Source organism: Methanopyrus sp. KOL6 (genome assembly GCF_002201915.1).
Classification (GTDB): Archaea; JAADCQ01; Methanopyri; order Methanopyrales; family Methanopyraceae; genus Methanopyrus.
The window spans coordinates 1147967-1170054 of record NZ_CP019470.1 but is presented as its reverse complement, the minus strand read 5'-3'; the positions used below and the strand labels follow the sequence as shown (position 1 = coordinate 1170054).

Below are 22088 nucleotides of genomic sequence, written 5' to 3'. Positions count from 1 at the left end.
CGGTGATTAGAGTCACCGTCGAAGTGTACGGATGTGCTGCCAACCATGACGACGGTAGATTGGTGAGGGAGCTGTTACGCCGAGAAGGTTTCGAGATTGTCGAAGACGCTGAGAACGCGGACGTTGTCGTCCTCCTGACCTGCATCGTTCGGGACAGCGTAGACGCCAGAATGGTGAATAAGATGTGTGAGCTGGAGCGTGTGCCGACCGTCGTAGCCGGATGCTTCCCGGAAGCCTACCCAGAGCGCGCCCGCAAGCTTCGCCCAGACGCCGCCCTCGTAGGTCCTCGACACCTCGACCGAGTACCGGAAGCCGTTCGAGCCGTGCTGCGCGGCGATCGAGTGGAATTCCTGGGCGAACGCGATGACCTCGATTGGAAGGCCGACGCTCCACGTGAGCTACCTAACCTCGCCGCCATCGTGCCGATTGCGGAGGGCTGTCCGAATAAATGCGCGTACTGCGCCGTGAAGCTCGCACGTGGGAACCTCCGCAGTTTTCCACCGGAACGCATTCTGAGGCGTGTGAGGCGGGAGCTAGAGCGTGGGGCCGTTGAGATTCACCTCACCGCACAGGACACCGCGACGTACGGACTGGACAGGGGGACAAACGTCGTCGATCTACTGGAGGACGTGGTCGATCTCTGCTCGCGCTACGGAGCCCGGGTTCGCCTGGGTATGTTCAACCCCGGTCACGCTTACCCTATCGCGGACGACCTCGCCGATCTCTTCGCGAGCCGAGACGACGTGCTGTACCGCTCCATCCACATGCCCGTGCAGAGCGGTGACAACGAAGTGTTGCGTCGCATGAACAGGAACTATACGGTCGAAGAGGCCTTGGAGGTGTACCGTGCCTTCGAGCGCCGACTCGGGTACTTCTCCTTCATCACGGACGTTATTGTGGGGTTCCCGGGGGAGACTGAGGAGGCCTTCCGTAACACCCTCGAGTTCCTGGAGAGAACCAGACCACATATCCTGCACGCTTCCAGGTTCTGCCGACGTCCAGGGACCCAGGCGGCGCGGTTTGAAGATCAGGTACCGGAAGATGTAAAGCTACGGAGGAGCCGGATCCTTCACAGTAAGCGCCTCGAGTGGGCTGAAGAGGCGAACCGCGAGCTGATCGGAGAGACCGTAGAGGTGACGATGGTAATGGAGAGATGGGGACGAGACGAGCACGCGAAGAAGACGGTGTTTCGGGGTGAAGTTCCGGAACCAGGCGAGCGGTTGGAGTGTCGTATCGTGGGTGCGTCTCACGCGCGACTCGTGGCAGAGGTATGAGGTCGGCGAGTACAGCCCTCTTCATCGCGAACGCTCCGTTCGCAACCGATCGTCATCCGATTCCGACACGTAGTCGATCCGTGTCGGTTGGCGTCCGGGCGGCGCTCATTAAATAGGAGCGGTTCCGACGGGAGCCCTATTTCAACGACGGATCGATACGATAACTTCGTTCCCATCTCCGCCCTTCAGATTCCCAACCAGTGCCTCCACCACGCTCTTAACCAAGTCACCCACGAACGGATTGAGGCCTAGGGGTTTCCCGTCGACGAGCACAGTGACGTCCTCCGGGACGGCGCATCCGTCCGGGTCTTCTTTCCCTCGTGCCACCGCCCGCCTGAAATCACTACAGGACCCCGGACTGCACTTCCCGCAGTTGATATCGGCTGTGTACTTCACCGCGTAACGTTCGACCACGTCCGCAGGTGGAGTATCGAGTTCCTCCGCGGGTACGGTGGGACCCTCCGTGTAGCCGCCGAACCCCACCCTGACACCGAGCTCACGGGACTTGAATCCCTCGATCAGTACGTAGTCGAACCCCAACAGTGCGAGGAGTCCGAGGACGGAATCTATATCCAAATCGAGAAGCAGAACTGTTTCCTTTTTAGCCATACCGACCCGCACGTCCGCTGGAACGCGACCCGTGTCTCGATCCCGGAGGTCCAAGTGATGTTCGCCCACGGACTTCACGTACCCGACCCTGTAACCACTAACACGTAATCCTTCCACTGCCTCTTCACAGAACGACGTTTTACCGGAGTCCTTTGGTCCTACGACTTGAAGCACACGCAGCGTGAATCCCCCGAACTGTGAGATGGAAATCGGAACGGTGAAAAGTTAAGGGGGGCGAGACTTCCACCGGAACGTGACACTGTCTCCGTCCGAGTCCTCCTCCAGCTCTACCACGTCCAAGCCTTCTCGGCGGAGTCCCTCCAAGACGATCCCTTTGGTCACTACGCAGGCTGCCTCGCCGCGATGCGTTCGCTCGTCCCAGCCGAGGCTCTCTAACACGCCCTCCAGTGTGACGCTATCCTCGTCCATCTCGAAACCGCTGATTAGTCCGTACTTCGTGGCGACGTTCAAAGCGTCCTCAATACTTTCTATTTCCCTACCCTCCGCGATCTCGACGATCTTAAGGAACTGTCTACCGGCCTCCATGATGATCGGTTCCCACGATTCGCCCAAGTGTCTCAGCACAGCAGTCCTGAACGCGCTGAGTAACACGAACGCCAGTTTCCTATCTTTCGGCTGGGACTTGAGCTCTTCGGCGATATCCTCACGCAACTTCTCCATCCGCCCATCTCCTCTCACCTCACTGTCCCCCGGCGTCTCTTACCGGGAAGACATCTTTCTTTCCCTCAGGGTAAGGAAAAATTAGCTCGATCCCGGGCCGGTGATACGCGTGTGAGCGCAACGTCCCGTAGGTAAATGATATCACCATGATCACCTCGGACTCCGCGGGGCTAGCGTGAGGCTGAAGACAATTCTACAGATGGCGGAAACGTGTAGCCGGAGGATCGATCGTACGGCGTTTTTGATCGTGAGGTCGGCGATCTGGGACCTCGAAGCGGACGGTGAGGTCAGGAAGCGAGCGGAACAACTCGGACACGAGATCGTCGGGCGGATGGGGTTCTCGGACGTGGAGGACGTGTGTGAGTGGCTGCAAGGGATAGGGTGCGGTGAGGTTCAAGTTGACGTCCAGGAGGACGAAGAGGACGAGCTCGTCGCGGACATGGGTTACGATAACGTCGTCGTGTACGACTGCATCTCGTGTTGTGGAGCACCGGAGACTGGTAAGACTCTGTGTGCGCTGGAAGGTGGCCTGATTCAGGGGATGGTCGCCGCCGTTGAAGGCCGGGAGTACTACGCGATCGAGTACGCGTGTTGGGGGCTCGGGGACGGGCGCTGTGCCTTCGCCTTAGTACCGAAGGAAGACGATGGAGGGTGTCGAAGGGTCCATGAGCTCGTAAGGGAGCGGGTTCATGGGTGATACCCGGGTTCCTCTAATCCAGAGGTTTCCTCGAACCCGAACCTCACGTTCATGTTCTGAACTGCCTGGCCGGACGCGCCCTTGGCGAGGTTATCGATCGCCGACGCTACGACGATCCTGCCATCACCGACCGCGAAGATACCCACGTCGCAGTAGTTGGTCCCACGGACGGCCCAGAGCCTCGGGGTTTCACCGACCTCGCAGATGCGGACGAAAGGTTCACCGTCGTAGTATTCCACGTAGAGCTCCCGGAGTTCCTCCGACTCGATTTCTACGTCCCCTAGACCGTGGGCCGTGGTCTCAATACCCCGGACGAGCGGTGCTAGGTGTGGGGTGAAGTGAACCTCGACGTCGCCTAACTTCCCCAGTTCCTGTCGTATTTCGGGCAAGTGACGGTGATCCGTCGGGTTGTAGGGTGTCAAGTCCTCGGCGCACTCCGGATGGTGAGTGATCTCCGAAGGTTTCGCACCGGCCCCGGAGGTACCGCTCTTGGAGTCGAAGATCACGACGTCGACAAGCCCTTTCTCGACGAGCGGCGCGGCGGCCAGAATCGCACCGGTCGGGTAGCATCCCGGGTTGGCGATGAGATCCGTGCTCCGTATTTCGTCGCGGTGTAGCTCGGGCAGCCCGTAAACGGCCTTGGCGTTCAGCTCCGGGGCCGCGTGTTCGACACCGTACCATTCCTCGTAGACCTCCACATCATCGAACCGGAAATCGGCGCTGAGATCGATCACCACGGCTCCTCCTTCCAGTAGATCAGGGACTATCTCCATGGCGGCGGTGTGTGGGACGGCTGTGAACACGACGTCACAGTCTTCTCCGATTTCAACTGGATCGGGATCCGAGAACTCGAGATCGGGGTAGTCACGCCGCAGGTTCGGATGTGCCTTCCAGACGGGTTCTCCCTCGAGCCTCCTGGAGGTCGCGTAGCGGACCTCCTCCACCTCCGGGTGTCGGGCGAGGAATCTAAGGAGTTCACCGCCGGTGTAACCCGATGCACCCACGACACCTACCACAACCACGTGGGGTCCCCCCTGTTGGACCCGCTGAAGGGGATAATCGAGGAAATCCGGGCGGATTTAGGTTATAAGGAGTCCGAGGATATGTTGGCCGCCTCGTTCTTGTGCGAGCTTCTCCACGATCATCCTCACGTCTTACGCCCGGAGGACCTGCCAGTCGAAGAAGAAGTGGTCGTGGTGGGAGCAGGTCCTTCGATAGTCGAGTTGCCTGGGATAGTCGAAGAGCTGGAGGACAGTGTCGTCTACGCCGCCGACGGCGCCTGTAAAGCCCTCCTCGAGCTCGGAATCGTACCGGATGTCGTAGTGACGGATCTCGACGGGCCGAAGGAGTACCTACTGATGTCCAGCGAGTGCGGTTCCATCACGGTCGTACACGCCCACGGGGATAACGTGACCCAGATGGCGGAACTTGTACCCACTCTTGGCAGGGTTCTGGGAACGTGTCAAGTCGAGCCACCGTGTGATCTTCTGCACAACTTCGGTGGTTTCACGGACGGAGATCGGGCGGTGGTCATGGCGGCGAGATTGGGTGCGGAGCGCGTACTCACCGTGGGGATGGACTTCGGGGATCTAACGACTGAATACTCCCGACCCGGTGAAGGTGAGGGGGTTTTCCGGGCAGACCCCGTGAAGAGGAAGAAGCTGGCCTGGGGCGAACGCGTGCTAAAGCTCGTGGCGCGGGAGTTAGGTGTCGAGGTGGAGTCCCACACGGCCCGGCGATGATCGGAGTGATGAGCGGATGCCGGAGGTGGGTGAGCGCTTTGGGTCCCCTGCTTGTCATATTACATGGTGCAACTTTACTCAGTGCGATCACGAGTGAGTGCTGGAGCACCGTAGAGGCGAGGATGACCGCTGCGAACTCTCGGGGAGGAACGAGCCCTTCCCACGGATCTGTGCGACGCCTAGGACGCTCCTCGGACCGTATCACCGTGCCGGTACTCGAGGTAGGCGGACTCGTCGGGGAGATTGAGTCTCCCCACGCGCTCTACTACGGATGTTCAACGGAGAACTCGGAACTCCGTGCGGTTCCTTCTCGTAGATCGTGATAGCACGAAGAAATCATGTCCTAGCGGATTGCCGGCAAGAAGTACCCACATCTGGCAGACCTCGACGTCTTCGGGCGATCTGAGAGCAGAAGTTGCGAAGCGGTTGTCGCACAAATCATCGCGCAGGAACATGGAAACCTGCCGGTAGGGTCTATATCCGGAAGAAAATCCACGTACAATCACGAGAGTCGTTTGATCTCGCCCCATAGGGCTTCCATGGCAGAGGATGCTCGTTCTCGGATGATAACGTCCATGTGGGAGCTGAGCGCGGTCTCACTCGGGTTGATCTCTATCAAGGTGGCTCCGCAGGATTTAGCCACGAGCGGAAGATCGGCGGCGGGCCGGACTTCGCCCGAGGTTCCGATCACGAGCATCACGTCACAGGATCGTGCGAGGTTCTCCGCCTCCACGAGCGCGTCATAGGGCAGTGGCTCACCGAACCAGACGACGCCGGGGCGCAGCGGGTCTCCGCAATCGGGGCACTTAGGTGGCAGTTTGTCGTACTCGAGTCCCTCGCCGCGCTCTGGATCGTTCACCCTCTGATATTCGCAAGATACGCACTCATCCCGCCAGATGTTGCCGTGGAGCTCTATCACGCGACGGGATCCGGCACGTTGGTGGAGTCCGTCCACGTTCTGCGTGATGACGGCTTCGAGGAGGCCGTCTCGCTCCATGAGCGCTAGGACCGTGTGAGTAGGGTTAGGTTCGGCCTCAGCGATCTTACGACGACGCCAAAGATACCACTCCCAAACCCTCTCCGGATCACGTGCGAAGGCCTCGGGTGTGGCCAGTTCCCGAGGGTCGTACTTGTTCCAGAGTCCATCCTTCCCTCGGAACGTTGGGATATCGGAGTCCGCCGATGCGCCGGCCCCGGTGAGCGCGACGACTGTCTCGGCCTCTACCAACCTTTCGGCTGTCTCGCGGAGGGACAACCGTGTCACCCGTTCCTGCGTTCCTTCCACTCCTTTAGCGGCACGCCGAACTTCTGCTCGATCTCTTCACGGTGTATGGAGTTATAGGCGCAGAACGGTATGATCCGTCCGTCAGGTGTCGCGTAGTGGATCACGCACCGTCGCACACGGTCCGTCTGGAAGTTGTACGGGTCCATGAAATGCATGCAACCCAATAGCAGCGCGTTCCAGTGGAAGTCCGCGAGGGCGTCGTAGGTTCCCTTAGTCACGACGTCGAGGACCAGTCGGGCCAGCTTGCGTTTGCCGGTGAGGCCCTTGAAGACGCGACGTAGATGCTTGGTCACGATCCAAGCGGCCTTCGCTCGATCCCGCTTTCGACCCAACGCGCCCACCTTCTCCGCGACCTCTTCCAGCGCATCGATGAACGCGTCCGGGTCGACGTAGTCGGTGATGGGGTGGTACCAATCCCCTTCGTCAAGTAGATAAGTGGCGACTCCGCAGATGGGGTGCGCGGAGAACTCCGGCTTCCGCTCCCCGTGGAGTTGTCCTATCAACCGGGATATCTTCGCCGCGATCGGGACCGGATAGAAGCTTTCGGCTGGTATACGGCCGTCCGTCTGTTCCTCGACGAGCTTAACGAAGTCAGGTATGGTGATGCGCATGCGCTCCCGCTCCTCGCGCGGCGTTCGACCCGTGAACGAGATAGGCTGCACGTTGATCCCGCGGATGACCTCGAACTCTCGGGCGAAGTCCAGCATGGGCCGAATCTGATCGTCGTTAACCCCGCGGGCCAGTGTGGGTACGAGGACCGTGGAGATACCTTCGCGTTCGAGGACCTTAATCGCCTCCTTCTTCAACTCGAGGATCTTTCTGGAACCTCGTATCTCCTCGTAGATATCGGGGCTCAGCCCGTCGAACTGCAGGTACACGACGTTCAGTCCGGCGGCGTGGAGATCCTCCGCGAGCTCCGGGTTCCGAGCAAACTCCACACCGTTCGTCGCGATCTGTACGTGGAAGCCGCGCTCGTCCGCGGCGGCGACGATCTCGACGATATCCTCGCGAACTAGCGGCTCACCGCCTGCGAACTGCACCGCTGGAGCCGGCACGGGGCGCTCCGAGCGTAGTAAGTCGAGCATCTCCTCGATCTGCTCGAGGGGCGGCTCGTACACGTAACCTTTAGCCTCTGCGTTGGCGAAACATACGGGACAGTTCAGGTTACACCGGTTCGTGACGTCGATGATACCGAGAGCGGTAGTACTCTCGTGGTACGGGCAGAGACCGCAGTCGAACGGACAGCCATTCTCGTTGTCCGTTTGTGGATTCTCCACTCCGAGACCATTGAACTCGTACTCGAGGGCGCGTTTGAAGAACTCGGCATCGGACCATACGACTTCGCGGAACTCACCGTGTTCCGGGCATTTCTTAACTATTTCCACGGAACCTTCAGCAGTCCGAACGAGTCTCGCCGGTACAGCTCGGAGACATTCTGGGCAGAGGCTCTCGGTCTCGTACAGGGTGTCGCTCACTACCGGACCCCCGAGGGGATGGTTGAAATGGGAAGCGGGGCATGGTTGGAACTCGGAAAGGGTCTCTGGTTCATCCTACCGGCGTACATCGCGAACTTGAGCGCGTGTCTTTTCGGCGGCGGAAGACCGCTCGATTTCGGTAAAAAGCTTTCCGACGGGCGCCGACTGCTGGGTGGTGGTGTAACGATCCGTGGCTTTATCGTGGGTGTCTTGGCGGGAGCTGTAGTGGGACTCGGAGAGGGGTTCGTGGTTGGGGATCCTTGGAAGGCCGGTGATGGGTTTATCCTAGGACTCGGTGCAATGGTCGGCGACGCGGTAGGCAGCTTCGTGAAGCGCAGGATCGGGCTCGAACGCGGGGCACCGGCTCCAGTTCTCGATCAGCTCGACTTCTTCGCTGGGGCGGTGCTACTGTACTACCTGCTGTACGGGTGGCACCCACCGGGTTGGGTACTGGTCAGTCTGGCTATCCTGACCCTGGCACTCCACTGGCTGACCAACGTCATCGGATACCTCCTGAAGCTGAAGGAGGTGCCGTGGTGATGGATCGGGAGGAACTCGCCGAGATGTTGTTGGAGGTAGGGGCATTGAAGTTCGGGGATTTCGTGCTCTCCTCCGGTAAGCGAAGCGACTATTACGTGGATATCAAGGAGGCCTGCACACACCCGAAAGTTCTCGACGTGCTCACGGACGCCCTCCTCGAGGTCCTACCGGATGGAGATGTACTAGCTGGACCGGAACTCGGAGCGGTTCCGCTGGTTTCGGTGCTCTCAGTGAAGGCCGGACTACCCATGGCGATAGTTCGGAAGCGGAAGAAGGAGTACGGAATCGGAGAGCAGATTATAGGGGACGTGAGGGGACAGGAGGTCGTACTCGTCGACGACGTCGCAACGACCGGGGGGTCACTATTGAACGCTCTGGAAACCATCGAGGAGGAGGGGGGAGAGGTGCGGGACGCCGTCGTCGTGGTTGATCGACAGGAGGGTGCGGAAGAAGCGCTTAAAGAGCGGGGTGTGAGGCTCTCGAGCGTGCTGACGGCCGACGACCTGCGGGGGCTGCGGGATGCTGAAAGTACTGCTCGTGGGTAGTGGCGCCCGAGAACATGCGATCGCAGAGGCGCTTTGCGGAGCTCCGGACGAGGACGTACAGCTTTACGCGTTCATGGGAAACCGGAACCCGGGCATCATCCGATTAGCCGAGGACTACATCGTAGGAAATCCGACCGACGTAGAAGCGGTGGCTCGAGCCGCCGCGGACTGGAACGTGGACTTCGCAGTGGTGGGACCGGAGGACCCGCTGGCCGAGGGAGTGGCAGACCGCCTAGAGGAGGAAGGTGTCCCTACGTTCGGCCCGAAGCGGGGTCCGGCTCGGATCGAGTGGGATAAGGGCTTCGCGCGCGAGCTGATGGAGAAGTACGACATCCCGGGCTGTCCGGAGTTCGGGATATTCGAGGATCCAGATGAAGCTTGCGACTTCATCGACGAGCTCGGTAAACCCGTGGCCGTCAAGCCGGCGGGTCTAACCGGTGGTAAGGGAGTGAAGGTAGTCGGCGACCAGCTGAAGAACCTCGACGAGGCGAAGGAATACGTGAGGGAGATCTTCGAGGAAGATATCGGCGGGATCCCCAAGGTGATTATCGAGGAGAAGTGCGTGGGTGAAGAGTACACAATCCAGGCCTACACGGACGGGGAAAAGGTGATTCCCACACCGGCCGTACAGGATCACCCACACGCGTACGAGGGTGATAAGGGACCTATCACCGGTGGAATGGGCTCGTACTCGTGTCCCGACGGTCTGTTGCCGTTCATGACCAAGGAGGATTACGAACGTTCCGTCGAGATCCTGGAACGTGCTGTCGAAGCGATCAAGGAGGAAACCGGTGAGCCGTACCGGGGGGTCCTGTACGGGCAGTTCATGCTGACCTCAGAAGGTCCCGTCGTCATCGAGTTCAACTGCCGGTACGGAGATCCCGAGGCCATGAACATCCTCCCGATCGCCGAAGGCGACATCGTAACACTTCACGCGTCGATCGCAGAAGGATCGATGGAGGGAGAGGTCGAGTTCCTCGAGAAGGCCACCGTGTGCAAGTACGTCGTACCCGAGGGGTACCCGGAGTCGTCGGAAGGGGAGGGAGACGTCATCGAGGTGGACGAGGAGTGCATCCATAGGTACGACGCTATCCCATACTACGCCTCCGTGAACCTTGACGAGGACGGAAAGATCCGAATGACCTCCTCCCGCGCCCTGGCGATCGTGGGTATAGGTGATGAGCTCGAGCGGGCGGAAGAAGCCGCGGAGAGTGCGATCCGTGAGTGCGTGAGCGGGGAAAGGATTCGGCACCGGTCGGACATCGGGAGGCGTGAGACCGTCGAGAAGCGGGTGCGCCGTATGGAGCGAATCCGTGGGGAGTAGTGAGGTTGAAGCGCCTCAACATCGACCACTTACTCTCCATTATGGATTTAAATCAGGAGGAAGTCGAGACCGTCCTCCGCGTAGCCGAACAGTTCAAGGAGCGCTACCTAGCGGGCGAGAGGGTAATACCGGTACTGAAAGGCAAGACGCTCGGCCTAATCTTCGAGAAGCCTTCCACCCGCACCCGTGTCTCCTTCGAGGTGGCCATGCATCAGTTGGGCGGGCAGTCCTTCACGTACACGAAACAAGAGCTGCAGTTGGGTCGAGGCGAGGCTATCAAGGACACGGCGGCCGTGTTGAGCAGATACTTAGACGGAGTCATGATCCGAGCGCACCGCCACGAAGATATCGAGGAGTTCGCCAGGTACTCGGAAGTACCCGTCATCAACGGCCTGAGTGATCTCGAACACCCATGTCAAGCTCTTACGGACGCATTCACGATCCGGGAGAAGCTCGGTCGGGGTCCCCACACGGTGGTCTTCGTCGGAGACGGGAACAACGTCTGTTCGTCCTTGGCCCTCGTGTGTGCCACTTTGGGTTGGGATTTCGTGCACGCAGTGCCCGAAGGGTATGAGTGTCCGGACAGAGTCTGGCGGGAAGCGGAGCGTCGCGCCGAGGAGTCGGGGTCGGAGATTCGGGTAGTTAGAGATCCTAAGGAAGCCGTACGCGAGGCCGATGTCGTGTACACCGACGTTTGGGTGAGCATGGGCGACGAAGACGAACGGGAGAAACGATTGTCTGTATTCCGATCGTACCAGGTCAACGAGAAACTGATGTCATACGCCCCCGAACACGCGATCGTAATGCACTGTATGCCCATACAACGTGGGTACGAGCTCACGGACGACGTGGCGGACTCGGAGCGGAGCGTTATCTACGACCAGGCCGAAAACCGATTGCACGTGCAGAAGGCTATCCTGGCTCTCCTCATGGGGTGACTGAACAGTGTCTAAAGTGGCAGTGATCGGTGCGACCGGACGTGTCGGTTCGACCGCGGCCGCCCGCCTCGCGTTACTGGACTGCGTAAACGAGGTCGCCCTCATCGCTAGACCTAAAAGCGTAGATAAGCTGCGCGGACTCCGGCGAGATATCCTGGACTCGCTAGCGGCCGCACAAAAAGACGCCGAAATCATCATCGGGTGCGAGCGCGACGACTACGTCGATGCGGACGTCATCGTGATGACGGCAGGAATCCCGAGGAAGCCCGGCCAGACCCGTCTCGACCTCACCAAGGACAACGTCGCGATCATCAAGAAGTACCTGGAAAATGTCGCAGAGGAGAATCCAGAAGCGATAGTGCTCGTGGTTACGAACCCCGTCGACGTGCTCACTTATGTAGCTCTGAAGGTTTCCGGGCTACCCAAGAATCGCGTGATAGGCCTCGGTACTCACCTTGACTCTATGCGGTTCAAAGTCCTCATCGCCAAGCACTTCAACGTGCATATGAGTGAGGTGCACACCCGCATAATCGGTGAGCACGGCGACACCATGGTACCGGTAATCAGTTCTACGAGTGTCGGGGGTATTCCGGTCACTAGGATGCCGGAGTGGGAGGATTTCGATGTGGAAGAGGCCGTGAGAGAGGTGAAGGAGTCTGGTCAGCGCATCATCGAGACCTGGGGAGGATCACAGTTCGGGCCGGCACAGGCGATCACCAACCTCGTCCGGACGATACTGCAAGACGAACGCCGCGTGCTGACGGTCTCCGCGTACCTGGATGGGGAGATCGACGGCATTCGCGACGTCTGCATCGGGGTCCCAGCCAGACTAGGCCGGGAGGGTGTCCTAGAGATAGTACCGATAGAGCTCGAAGAGGACGAGATGGAAGCGTTCAGACGGTCGGTTAAAGTCGTCAAGGAGGCCACGAAAGAAGCGATGGAAACGATTTCGGAAGGATAAAGGAGGGCGGAAGTTGTTTCGAATCCGTGACGAGCGGCACGAGCGGTACCTAGCGGTAGCGGTTTCACTCCTTGTGACGGTCTTCCTCCTGATATCCTCCCCAGTGATGATGAACTGGTACGACGTCCACTATTTCGAGGAGTGGTACCGCGTCGCGACGTCTAAAGGCCTCCTACACGTATACCCGGAGTGCGAGAAAGTACACTACCCACCGATGGCCGTAGTCTTCTACGTAATCACGCGCGATCTTATCCATAACTTAGGTTTAGACTCTAACCCATGGACGTTCCAATTTTCTCTTAAGGTATTTTTAGTCATATTCTACTTGCTTATATGTCTGGTAATAATTCGGGAGTTCGAGTGGCCGATAGCTCAGTGGGGAATCATATCAGTACCTATGGGCGTGGTCGTGTGGGGCTACCAGTTCGATACTATTATCGCGTTTTTCCTAGCACTTACTGCTATATGCATACACCGTGGTCGACCCATCGCCGCTGGAGTATCATTAGCTTTAGCTTCTAGTTTCAAGTATGTACCTGGAATACTCGTGATTCCATTCACTCTAATTCTCAAAGAAAAGTACGGTTCACACCCAGCAAGGATATTTTTATTAACTTCCTCAATCACCACTGCATTACTTTGGTCACCCTTTATATTATACGATCCGGAAGCCTTTTGGAAACAGGCATTTCTGTTTCATATGCTTAGACTTCCTCAAGACCTCACTCCTCTAAACATTCCATTACTCCTAACTAGATGGCACGTGTACCCCTACCACTTCACCATAGGGAAGCTATCAGGGCCACTTATAATTCTCGGGTTTATAACCCTAGCTTTGTGGCTTTGGAAACGTCATGAAATCCTACGAGAATCCATTAGGATATCTAACTTAAAATACTCTATTTGGGGTTCTGCGGCTCTATTCATGTTATGGTTTGCCCTAACTACCAAAGTAGGAAACCCTTACTACATCTCCTGGATCTACTTATGGGTGTTCCCATTCGCCGTCTGGTTACTGCCATCATGGCGTGTCGGGTTCCTCAACGTCGCCCCGTTCCTCCTCGCACTTAGCAGACTTCCTGCCGCTGTATGTAACGCTCCCGTATTCGTACCTGAAGATGTGCGATGGTACCATGCGCTTCAATTACTGAACTTTTCCACACCATTAGCTGTAGAGAAGGCTCGCCAGCTGTATCTAGTCGCACCCAATTTCATGCGATTATGGTACTATCATATGCATCAAGTGGAACTAGTATTAGTCATTGCATATACACTCGTGGTTACGAAGACGCTATTAGATCTACTGAGGTGGATGAAAGATCCGAAACCAGCCGACGAGCGTCCCCACGATTGGGCTATCCACCCGATGCTCCTCGTGTTCACTTTGCCCGCATACATCTTCGCGCTCTACATCGCACTACCGATCGGCTAGTGCTCTACTACACAGAACATTGCCTTAAGGTACCTGGTGTCGGGGTTCCCTGGCACTATCGGATGGCATGGGGGTTGGCCTCGCAGCGGACCGAGCATCCTGAGCTTCACACCTCGCCGGGCCGCCGCCTCGTTAACCAGTCTCACGAAGTCGGAGGGTTCCAAGAAGTGGCTGCACGAGCAGGTCACGAAGAGGCCACCGTCCCGGACCAACCCCAAGGCCTTATAATTCACGTCGAAGTACGCCCTACGTCCTTTGTTCAGGTGCTCCTTGGACGTGACGAACGCTGGCGGATCCAAGACCACGACGTCGAACTTCTCCCCACGCCGCTCGAATTTCTCGAGCAGGGCGAACGCGTCCCCTACGAGGAACTTCACGCGGTCCCGGACATCGTTGATATCGGCGTTACGGTACGCGGCCTGGACTACCCTGTCAAACTTGTCGATACCTATTACCTCCTCAGCGCCACCTACCGCAGCGTGAATCGCGAACCCACCCACGTACGTGAAGGTGTCGAGGACCCTGCCTCCATCCACCAGCTCCTGCACCTTCGCGCGGTTCTCCACCTGGTCGATGTAGAACCCCGTCTTCTGACCCTCCTCGACGTTGACCGCGAAGCGCACCCCGTACTCTTCCACGACGGTCTCGACCCGCTCCTCTCCGGACACCACTCTCTTTCGCACCCCCATACCCAATTGTCGCCGCTTTCTCGAATCGTTCTTCTCGTAGAGCGTGTCCACATCCAATACCTCCAGCAGTTCGGCTGCGTTCCTCAGGATAATCCTCTCGATGGCCGGGCACGTGGTTTGAAACACTGCGATGTCGTTGAACTTGTCCAGGATGAGGCCGGGAACATCGTCGGCTTCCGAGAACACCACTCTCATGTGGTTCCTATGCACGTCGATCTTCCACTGCTTCCTGAACCGATATCTACTCTCGATACGCTCCAGCACGATCTCGTCCGGTGAGCGTTCTGGATACTCTCCCTTCCGATCGAAGATCCTAGCCACGATGCCCGGGGCCCGACCCCTACGCACGTCGCGGTCCGAAGTCTGGGCGAAGGCGTAGCCCAGGAAGTCGCCGGTCGCGGTTTCGATCTTCACCACATCACCGGGTCGGAACCGTCCCCTGACTCTCCGAACGGCCGGCGCGAAAACCGAGAGGGCTCCCGACCGAATCGCGTCCCGAGCGTGCTTGTCGACTACTATGGAGGGTACGTCTCGTCTGACGGTTACTCCCCCCTTCGTAGCACCTCGACGTGTATCGAACCGTCGGAGGAGTTCTTCCCCACTTTAACCACGGCTGTAGCGCCCTTAACGTCATGTTGGTCTAACCTGTATCCCATCAGAGCATGGAATCAAGACCGAGAGTGGGCTCGCCGGTCACCACCGAGTCCCGCGACCGCCATCGTGTCTAGTGTTGTTGTGATGTAAGATCCGAAAACCAGCACGCCCAGGTACGGGTCGTATCGTCGTACTAGCTGCTCGGCGCGCTTACCGGACGTATTCAGCCGGGGGTTGCGCACGAATCGGCACAGTCCAACCGGCACCGTGCCAGGTACCACGATAAACAGGGTCGGGAAGGCCGTGAGCGAGCCCATAGGCGATGGCGGTCCAGTAGCCGATGTGGATCGCCACGATCAGGGCGATGGTCTCGAGGGAGGCGAGGTCACTCCAGAATACTCTGTGGGATCTTCGATCCCAGCCCTCTCGAAAGCCCGCTTACGGTGGTAACACGCCTCACACTCTCCGCAGTGCACCGGCGTGTCGTCCTCCCAGATCGGGTTGTAGCAACTTACGGAGAGGTCCATAGGGGCACCGAGCTCCGAGCCCAGACGCACTATACCTGGCTTGTACAACTCGGCCAACGGACTGTGGAGCCGCGGCCGCGATGGCAGTCCACGCTTCAGCGCCTCGGCTACAGCATCGGCGAACTCCTTGGTGTTGTCCGGAAATCGTTCAGCCTCCTCAGCGTTGATACCCCAAACGATGTGGAACTCGTCGTCTTCCCCCTTGAGGTACAGATGGTCACAGAGCGCTGCCGCGATCCCCAGGAGGTTCCAGTTCCTCGCCGGAAGCCAGTTCGCCGAGAGGTCTTCGGTCCCGGCCTCACGCGGCAGTCCACCGGCGAACATTGGGTTATCCGGGCAGAGGCGCCTCAGCCAGAACGTGCCGACAGTTTCGAACTCAGCCCCCACCGCCTTGGCTATACGTTCCGCAGCCTTCCGCTCGAAGGGTGCGTTCCGCTGCCCGTAGTCAACGAAAAGACATATCACGCGCCCTCCAAGCTCCTCTGCCGCCCACTTGGCGATAACCGAGGAGTCCAGCCCGCCGCTACACAACACAACGGTCGTGGCCACGGGTTCTTACCCCTCCTCCATCTCTTCGGGGCCGTAGAACGGGCGCTTCGACCTGGGTACTATCTTCGTCAACGCTTTTAAGTCGTCACGGGTCACGTCGAAGTCGTACGCGCGGACGAGCTCCCAGACGCGATCGATATCCTCGCCGTCGGGATCGACGGCTTCGGCGTTCTTACCCAGACCCTCGACCTCGCCCAACACGTAGATCTCGCCGCGGAGCATGCTCTCTCCGGTGTACGTACCGGCGTCGCCCAGTACGATGATCGTTCCGCCCATCATGTACATGCCTATCATGATCTCCACATCGCCGCCCACGATCACCGTCCCGTTCTTCATTATCTGACCAACTCGTGAACCTGCGTCGCCACGGACGACGACGGTACCACCGTACATTCCTTGACCTACTCCGTCACCCGCGTGACCCTCGATCACGATCTCTCCCTTCGTGACGTTATCGCCCGGGTACCAACCCGCGTTCCCCTCGACGAGGATCCGCGGCCCGTGGATCATCGTGCCCACGTAATAGCCGACACTTCCTTTGATGATCACCTCGACCTCCTCGGTCAGTCCGGCCGCGATGTAGTGCTTGGCGCCGGGGTTCTCGAGCACGATCCGGTCGTACTCTCGAGCGTAGGTTTTCAGCGCACTGTTGATGTCTCGGGGTTCCTTGTCGCGACAGTCGATAATTTTCTCCTTCAACTCCGGCCACCCACCTCGAACACCTCGTACTCGCCCGGTTCGATCTGCTCGATACCTTCGAGCTCGTCGCCGAAGATCCGACGCAGCGCGACCTCCTCCGAGGCGACGGCGACGGCCCCGTCCTTACCGAATCCGATCACACCGGGACGGAGCCCCAGCGGATCCCTCGCAACCGCGATCGCGTTCGGAGTGCTGATAATAAAGCAGAACGGCCCGTCGAGGTCACGAATGGCCTCCTCCATCGCCTCCTCCAGCGAGTACCCATCCCGCAACTTGTCCGCTACGTACACCACTATGCATTCCGAGTCGTTGTTGGTCTTAAACTGGTATCCTTTAATTTCGAGTTGCTCTCTGATCGTGTAGTAGTTGGTGATTTGACCATTATGAACCACTGCCATGTTAGGTACCATGTGACTTTGAAACGGGTGAGCGTGATATCTATCGACCTCCGATTCCGTCGAGAACCTCACATGTCCGATCCCATGGGTACCTTCGATCGCCTCGACCCCGTACTGCTCCGAGACTTCTGCTGCCGTACCCACGTCCTTCAGGATCTCGAAGCCGTGACCCGCGCTCAATACGGTGATATCCGAGTTCTCGATCCTCTCCACTACCTCCGCCAGCTCTCGCTGACCCTGTCGTCCCGTCGAGAATCCCTCCACGAACAGTCGGTACACCCGTGTACTCGTGTCTTCGGCGATCCGCTCTACTCGTTTCAGTTGACGCCCTTCCAGCGCTCGCTCGACCTCACCTAGTATCTCCATTTCCCCGTCTTCGGCCGGCAGCTCGAGGACGAAAACCGCCGTGTCGACGTCTAAATACAGACCGTAACCTGCCGAGTCGGGACCCCGGTGCTGCAGCGCGTCCAGCATCTCCGTAAGGATAGCGCCGACGGGCCCCGGCTCGGGCAGCACGATACCGGCGATGCCGCACGCCAAGGTCAGTTCCCCTCACACCTTCTCCAGGAAGTAAGCGTGAAGACGCGGATCGTCGGTGAGCTCCGGGTGGAAAGCTGTGGCGAGCAGGTGATCCTGCTCCACTGCCACGATGTGATCCCCGTACTCCGCGAGTACTTTCACGTCGTCGGACAGAACTTCGTCCACGGCGGGGGCCCGGATGAAGACAGCACGGAACCTGTCCTCGAACCCCTCGATCTCGACATCCGCTTCGAACGATTCACGCTGACGGCCGAACGCGTTCCGGATCACCCGAACGTCCATCAAACCTAGTAAAGGCTGCTCGATCTCCACCTCAGCCCCTGGATGAGCTTGCGGAACGACCTCACGCGCGAGGAGGACCATCCCCGAGCAGGTCCCTAAGATGGGAGTATCCGACTCCGACAGCTCCAGCAGCGGCTTAACCAGGTCGTGCCGCTCCATCAGACGTCCTATCGTAGTGCTCTCTCCTCCTGGAATCACGACGGCATCCACGTCCTCGAGATCTTCAGGGTACCTCGCCCACACCACATCGACGTCTTCGCCGACTCGCTCACCGGCCGCCTTCAGGATCGATTCGTGCTCTTCTACGCCTCCCTGAACGGCAACGACGGCTATCTTCAAATCAGACGACCCCCAGGTGTCCGACATCGAGGAGATATAATACGCACCGGCCACGGGTTCAAACGGTACGTAAGCCCACCTCGGTGCGCCGGTAGTACCTAGATCCGCGGGCGCGTAACGGACCGGCCACCCGTTCATCGCTGATTCGGCCGCTCCGAACTACCACGTCTCTACCGTACCCCTTAGGGCAATCCAGGATGCATGCCACCAACCGCTCGGCCCGCTCTAGTAGCAGTTCACGGATTTTATCCACCACTCGACGAGGTGGTCGTTCAGACGACGCCGCGATCCCGAAGTACTCCGCACTTTCGAACCGAAACGTTCCGTGGTCCACCTCGCCACGGAACCTCCCGAGCAGTCCCATCAGCCTCTCCCACACTTCACGGTCGAAGGTTACGACCGTCAGGTTCACACCGCGACTCTCCGTACACCCCAACGTCTCCCAACCCGTGTCGTAACCTCTCGTGACCATTCGAACCTCCGCCAACGTCTCCTCGCCGCCCACGAACGTGTTGGCGCTTATCCTGACTGTATCACCAGCGTACTCGGCCGGTCGCCCCATCACGACCGTATAAGGTTCAACATCTTCTTCAACGACCGATCCCGCCCCTACGATCGCTCCGTCACCCACCTTCACGCCGCCGTACACAACACACCTCATACCGACGAAACAATCGTAACCCAACCTAGCCCTATCCCCGCCGATCACCCCTATCATGGACCCGTCGCCTATGAACGCGTCGTTACCAACGTCCGCGCGCACAACGGAGAATGGGGATACGCTCACTCGCTCACCCACGTCCGAGTCGAACACCCGACAGAACCCGTAGATTGCGGCTTTCCTCCGGATTACCACCGACGGACCTATCTCGGCGTACGCACCGATCTCAGCCGTCACGTCGGCCAAGTTGTCCCCGATCACTCTGACCTCTTCGTCCAACACCGCCGGATGGCGGTATTTGTCGTCCTCTCTCAGCGGACGCAACACCTCTCGTCGGCGCAAGTCCCTACCCCCTTAACGGTACTTGAGGTAACGCTCGACGGTCCGTTGCGCCTCTTCGTCTGAAAGCCAGTCCACGTCGTCACCTCGACGGTAGTTCACTGCTTCGAGGATTCGATCGGCCGCCTCGGCGAGGCTCAAGCCCGTGACGTCCACTTGAACTACGTCTTCTGGCGGTCGGATGAGGCACCCTTCGGACCTCACCTCCACGGCCTCCCCGTAGCATACACCGACGAACTCCGCCTCCAGATTCTCCGCTATCTTTTCGGGAGGATAACCCCTGTCCTTCAATCGTCGCTCCAACTCAGAGGGATGAAGTCGGAGGACGACTACGAGGTCCGTCGGCATTAAATGAGCGTAATGGGACTCCACAAACGCCGGATCGGACTCGGGTTCCCACTCCTCCACGTACCGTCTAAGCGCATGAACGTCCACCACCTTAACCTGGCGTTGCTCGTCCTCCTCCAGTATCGCGCCCATTTCCCGCGCGACCCTGTTCAAGTGAACCACGTCGAACTCGAGTTCACGGAGTGCCCTACACACCGTCGTTTTCCCGACACCCGGTGTTCCCGTGATCGCCACCTTCAATCGGACCATCCCCGGACTAACGTAACCGATTAAGGTGGATTAAATCACGGGGGTTCCCGGAATGCAGGTGTTAACCGAACGCGTGCTGGAGTGGTTACCAGTGCTAGTGCCGGCGTTGGCGCTTCTCGGTCTACCCGGGTTGAGGATCATCCTCCGATCCCGAGTGACCTCCGAGGGCGAGGCGCGTGCTGTCGCCAGGCGGGCGAGTCTCTACCTGGGGCTCGCCTCACCGTGTACCGGCGTAGCGGCCGCGTACACGCTACCCGTGGGATCCACCCTGCCCCGACGCCCGGAGCTCGCCGCGTGGACCGGGCTCGCGCTCGTCTTCACCCCTCCCGTAATGCTGTTCCTCTCCTACGCGCTGGGGCGCTCCGAAAGCATGGCTAAAACGGTGTTCGTATCATCGCTGATCGCGTCGTTACCCACGACCGCCGTCGTGTGGTGCGTCCTGAGTTATTCGTAGACCGAGACGTCGAGTCCGCACAACTCCAAGGTCCGACGAGCCGAGAGCAACTCTTCACGACTCACCGGCTCCGCCCTACCCCGCGCCGGAGGTCTCGCCACGGTGTTGAGCTGTACCCTTTCGAGACCGATGGAACCGAGTAGACCCGCCAGCTCCTTCAGGTGGTCCGGGTCAGCGTTCGTCACCCTTCCTACTCGACATAGCAACACTTCGACCACCACGTCTCCGGGGTCGCACCGGCCCAGCTCCTCCACTAGGTCTTCCAACGACATGTTCGGATGCGGTCGGTTGATCGTCCGGTACAGGTCCTCACGGGCGCAATCGAGGCTAGCCACGGCCACGTCCACTACGTCCGCGCACTCCGAAACCCAAGTTGAGTTGGTCAAAAGCACCATCTCCGCCCCGACACCTTCCACGAGCGGGCGGATCTCCTCGGCTATCTCCCGAAGGTTCGCGCAGAGCGTCGGCTCACCCACTCCGGCGAAGGTAACAGCATCAGGGTCGCAGCGCCGCAGTGTCTCGGACAACTCCTCCCTGACCGTGATCGGGTCTACCGTAAACCGCTTGTGAGGTGAAACGCGCCTCGAGACCCCAACACTGCAGTATTCACAGTCATGCGTGCACACTCCACGCGGTAGGTCGATGCCCAGAGATGTGCCGAGCCTGCGCGAGGGTACCGGGCCGTACACTAAGGGGCGCCGGTCTTCGAAGGTTAGTCCCTCGAGCTCGACCTCGGCTCCGAGCTTGACCGCTAACTTGACGAGGGCCCGGGCCGCCGTTCCCTCTCCCCGTCCTGTGATCCTGAGTTCACCGGTCTCCCGATTCGCCTCCACCTGCTGACCCGCGGGTGAGATCGCGATCAGTCGGTCACCCTCCTCGCGGACGGTCCAACCCAGTTCCACCAGACCGCGTATCAACCGGTCCGGGTTGTCCGTGCGACCGGTAAGCGTCGGGATCACCCCCTACTTCCGGAGTTCGTTCACGAGCTTTTCCACCCACTCGGAGCTCACGAAAACGAACACGCCCGGGTACTCCCGACCCAGGTCCCGGTATACGGACTTAAAGTCGGTATTACGGACGACGTCTTCGAGGACGATCACGCGACGTAGCTCCTCGATGTTACTCTCGAGTGTGTACCTGAAGCGCTCCCGTGGCCGACCTCGCAGCTTACGCACGGGATTGTGGGCGATCACGAGGTACTCGGGCTCCATATGCGTGAAAATCGAGGACATCTGCGCACGGATTCCGAAGTCGATCCCGGCTTCCATCCCGCAACGGAGGTTGAAGTACAGATCGTCGACTGGTGTCCCCACCGCCACGAACCGACGTTCTTCCCGGAGTCTCTGGACCACCTCGGTCAGTGCACTCGCCACCCGGTACAGGACATCGTGGTTCCTGCGATCCGTGAGGAAACACACCGCGACGGCTACCTCCGACAACCGGCTCGTGGGTTCGACCTTGCCTCGGCACCGATCGCAGTACGGACCCGAGTTCTCGACGTAAGGACCTTCCTCCAGGGATTCACCGCGGAGGTCGTTGCAGCGGACGCAGTTGCACTCCGACAGCTCTATCCGCATCAACCGCCCGCAGGCTGCGCACCGACGCACCTTGAAGGATCCCAATTTCTGTGGATCTTTGGGATTTCTGGCCGCTACGAGAGACAACCGATCCTCCCCTAAGAAGGCTTAGTCTGAGATCATCTTGAGAGACGCGGGACGCGCACACCAACCGCAATCCGAGTGACTGCGTAGGGAAAGGGGACTACCACATTGAAGATGGACTCGAGACTGTGGCTCCGTGGGATAGGTACCGAGGTACGTTACGACGCGTAACGGTCGTCCCCCCTCAGTCGAATCGTCACGGAACCCGTAACTAACCTCGATGCATCCGAGGTGACTGGGTGAAGGGATGAAAGCA

24 protein-coding genes are annotated in these 22088 nt (G+C 59.2%); 10 read left to right on the top strand and 14 right to left on the bottom strand.

From position 1 onward, the window contains the following. Positions 1-2: 2 nt before the first annotated feature. Entirely contained in the window at positions 3-1274 is a 1272-nt protein-coding gene (locus BW919_RS06385) for a tRNA (N(6)-L-threonylcarbamoyladenosine(37)-C(2))-methylthiotransferase (protein ID WP_157666125.1), read from the top strand. A gap of 141 nt (positions 1275-1415) precedes the next feature. On the opposite strand, the gene BW919_RS06380 is transcribed toward BW919_RS06385, so the two are convergent. After that, complete coding sequence (locus BW919_RS06380; protein WP_088336184.1) at positions 1416-2057, bottom strand: molybdopterin-guanine dinucleotide biosynthesis protein MobB; 642 nt, start codon at positions 2055-2057, stop codon at positions 1416-1418. Between the two features lie 51 nt (positions 2058-2108). Continuing rightward, positions 2109-2582, bottom strand: a complete 474-nt coding sequence (locus BW919_RS06375; protein ID WP_088336183.1) for a hypothetical protein — start codon at positions 2580-2582, stop codon at positions 2109-2111. Positions 2583-2739: 157 nt separating this feature from the next. On the opposite strand from BW919_RS06375, the gene BW919_RS06370 reads away from it, so the two are divergent. After that, positions 2740-3261, top strand: coding sequence for a V4R domain-containing protein (locus tag BW919_RS06370; protein WP_088336182.1), 522 nt, complete (start codon positions 2740-2742; stop codon positions 3259-3261). Here BW919_RS06370 and argC read toward each other — a convergent pair. Continuing rightward, a complete protein-coding gene (gene argC, locus BW919_RS06365; protein WP_088336181.1) occupies positions 3252-4283 on the bottom strand; it encodes an N-acetyl-gamma-glutamyl-phosphate reductase in 1032 nt (343 codons plus the stop codon). The two genes, BW919_RS06370 and argC, sit on opposite strands and share 10 nt — an antisense overlap. A 15-nt stretch (positions 4284-4298) precedes the next feature. On the opposite strand from argC, the gene BW919_RS06360 reads away from it, so the two are divergent. Further along, complete coding sequence (locus BW919_RS06360) at positions 4299-5003, top strand: 6-hydroxymethylpterin diphosphokinase MptE-like protein (protein WP_088336180.1); 705 nt, start codon at positions 4299-4301, stop codon at positions 5001-5003. Positions 5004-5505: 502 nt separating this feature from the next. On the opposite strand, the gene BW919_RS06355 is transcribed toward BW919_RS06360, so the two are convergent. Together BW919_RS06355 and tes are read right to left on the bottom strand one after the other, a co-directional pair. Further along, positions 5506-6258, bottom strand: coding sequence for an NAD-dependent deacylase (locus BW919_RS06355; RefSeq protein WP_088336179.1), 753 nt, complete (start codon positions 6256-6258; stop codon positions 5506-5508). A gap of 5 nt (positions 6259-6263) precedes the next feature. Next, on the bottom strand, positions 6264-7763 hold the full coding sequence (gene tes, locus BW919_RS06350) for a tetraether lipid synthase Tes (protein WP_198324590.1): 1500 nt from the start codon (positions 7761-7763) through the stop codon (positions 6264-6266). A gap of 27 nt (positions 7764-7790) precedes the next feature. Between tes and BW919_RS06345 the strand changes: the two genes are divergently transcribed. From BW919_RS06345 to BW919_RS06320, 6 genes are read left to right on the top strand one after another with little or no spacing between them, the layout of a single operon-like run. Then, positions 7791-8303, top strand: a complete 513-nt coding sequence (locus BW919_RS06345; RefSeq protein ID WP_088336178.1) for a CDP-2,3-bis-(O-geranylgeranyl)-sn-glycerol synthase — start codon at positions 7791-7793, stop codon at positions 8301-8303. Further along, entirely contained in the window at positions 8303-8848 is a 546-nt protein-coding gene (gene pyrE / locus BW919_RS06340) for an orotate phosphoribosyltransferase (protein ID WP_232452974.1), read from the top strand. The genes BW919_RS06345 and pyrE overlap by 1 nt, the downstream gene beginning before the upstream one ends. Then, on the top strand, positions 8826-10172 hold the full coding sequence (purD, locus tag BW919_RS06335) for a phosphoribosylamine--glycine ligase (RefSeq protein ID WP_343224397.1): 1347 nt from the start codon (positions 8826-8828) through the stop codon (positions 10170-10172). Before pyrE ends, purD begins: the two co-directional genes overlap by 23 nt. Beyond that, positions 10172-11110: an ornithine carbamoyltransferase gene (argF, locus tag BW919_RS06330; protein WP_198324589.1), complete on the top strand. Its 939-nt coding sequence runs from the start codon at positions 10172-10174 to the stop codon at positions 11108-11110. Before purD ends, argF begins: the two co-directional genes overlap by 1 nt. 7 nt (positions 11111-11117) lie before the next feature. Beyond that, the gene (locus tag BW919_RS06325; RefSeq protein ID WP_088336175.1) at positions 11118-12071 is read left to right on the top strand and encodes a malate dehydrogenase; all 954 of its coding nucleotides are present in this window, start codon (positions 11118-11120) and stop codon (positions 12069-12071) included. Positions 12072-12084: 13 nt separating this feature from the next. Continuing rightward, positions 12085-13503, top strand: a complete 1419-nt coding sequence (locus tag BW919_RS06320; RefSeq protein WP_088336174.1) for a glycosyltransferase family 87 protein — start codon at positions 12085-12087, stop codon at positions 13501-13503. On the opposite strand, the gene BW919_RS06315 is transcribed toward BW919_RS06320, so the two are convergent. The 7 genes from BW919_RS06315 to BW919_RS06285 form a co-directional block, all read right to left on the bottom strand. Next, the gene (locus BW919_RS06315) at positions 13500-14711 is read right to left on the bottom strand and encodes a class I SAM-dependent rRNA methyltransferase (protein ID WP_257789236.1); all 1212 of its coding nucleotides are present in this window, start codon (positions 14709-14711) and stop codon (positions 13500-13502) included. The genes BW919_RS06320 and BW919_RS06315 overlap by 4 nt on opposite strands. A gap of 431 nt (positions 14712-15142) precedes the next feature. Then, positions 15143-15862, bottom strand: a complete 720-nt coding sequence (locus BW919_RS06310; RefSeq protein WP_088336172.1) for a 7-cyano-7-deazaguanine synthase — start codon at positions 15860-15862, stop codon at positions 15143-15145. Between the two features lie 6 nt (positions 15863-15868). Further along, the gene (locus BW919_RS06305) at positions 15869-16561 is read right to left on the bottom strand and encodes a GXGXG domain-containing protein (protein WP_088336171.1); all 693 of its coding nucleotides are present in this window, start codon (positions 16559-16561) and stop codon (positions 15869-15871) included. After that, positions 16558-17499: a class II glutamine amidotransferase gene (locus tag BW919_RS06300; RefSeq protein WP_198324588.1), complete on the bottom strand. Its 942-nt coding sequence runs from the start codon at positions 17497-17499 to the stop codon at positions 16558-16560. The genes BW919_RS06305 and BW919_RS06300 overlap by 4 nt, the downstream gene beginning before the upstream one ends. Before the next feature lie 12 nt (positions 17500-17511). Then, positions 17512-18147 carry a pyridoxal 5'-phosphate synthase glutaminase subunit PdxT gene (gene pdxT, locus BW919_RS06295; protein WP_343224380.1) on the bottom strand — a complete coding sequence of 212 codons (636 nt, stop codon included), beginning with the start codon at positions 18145-18147 and terminating at the stop codon, positions 17512-17514. A gap of 31 nt (positions 18148-18178) precedes the next feature. After that, entirely contained in the window at positions 18179-19123 is a 945-nt protein-coding gene (locus BW919_RS08120; protein WP_088336169.1) for a DapH/DapD/GlmU-related protein, read from the bottom strand. A gap of 12 nt (positions 19124-19135) precedes the next feature. Further along, on the bottom strand, positions 19136-19702 hold the full coding sequence (locus BW919_RS06285) for an adenylate kinase family protein (RefSeq protein ID WP_232452972.1): 567 nt from the start codon (positions 19700-19702) through the stop codon (positions 19136-19138). Positions 19703-19769: 67 nt separating this feature from the next. On the opposite strand from BW919_RS06285, the gene BW919_RS06280 reads away from it, so the two are divergent. Further along, positions 19770-20171: a hypothetical protein gene (locus tag BW919_RS06280; RefSeq protein WP_088336167.1), complete on the top strand. Its 402-nt coding sequence runs from the start codon at positions 19770-19772 to the stop codon at positions 20169-20171. On the opposite strand, the gene BW919_RS06275 is transcribed toward BW919_RS06280, so the two are convergent. Both BW919_RS06275 and BW919_RS06270 read right to left on the bottom strand, forming a co-directional pair. Then, complete coding sequence (locus BW919_RS06275; RefSeq protein ID WP_088336166.1) at positions 20162-21130, bottom strand: radical SAM protein; 969 nt, start codon at positions 21128-21130, stop codon at positions 20162-20164. The two genes, BW919_RS06280 and BW919_RS06275, sit on opposite strands and share 10 nt — an antisense overlap. A gap of 3 nt (positions 21131-21133) precedes the next feature. Further along, complete coding sequence (locus BW919_RS06270) at positions 21134-21835, bottom strand: hypothetical protein (RefSeq protein ID WP_088336165.1); 702 nt, start codon at positions 21833-21835, stop codon at positions 21134-21136. Positions 21836-22088: the final 253 nt, after the last annotated feature.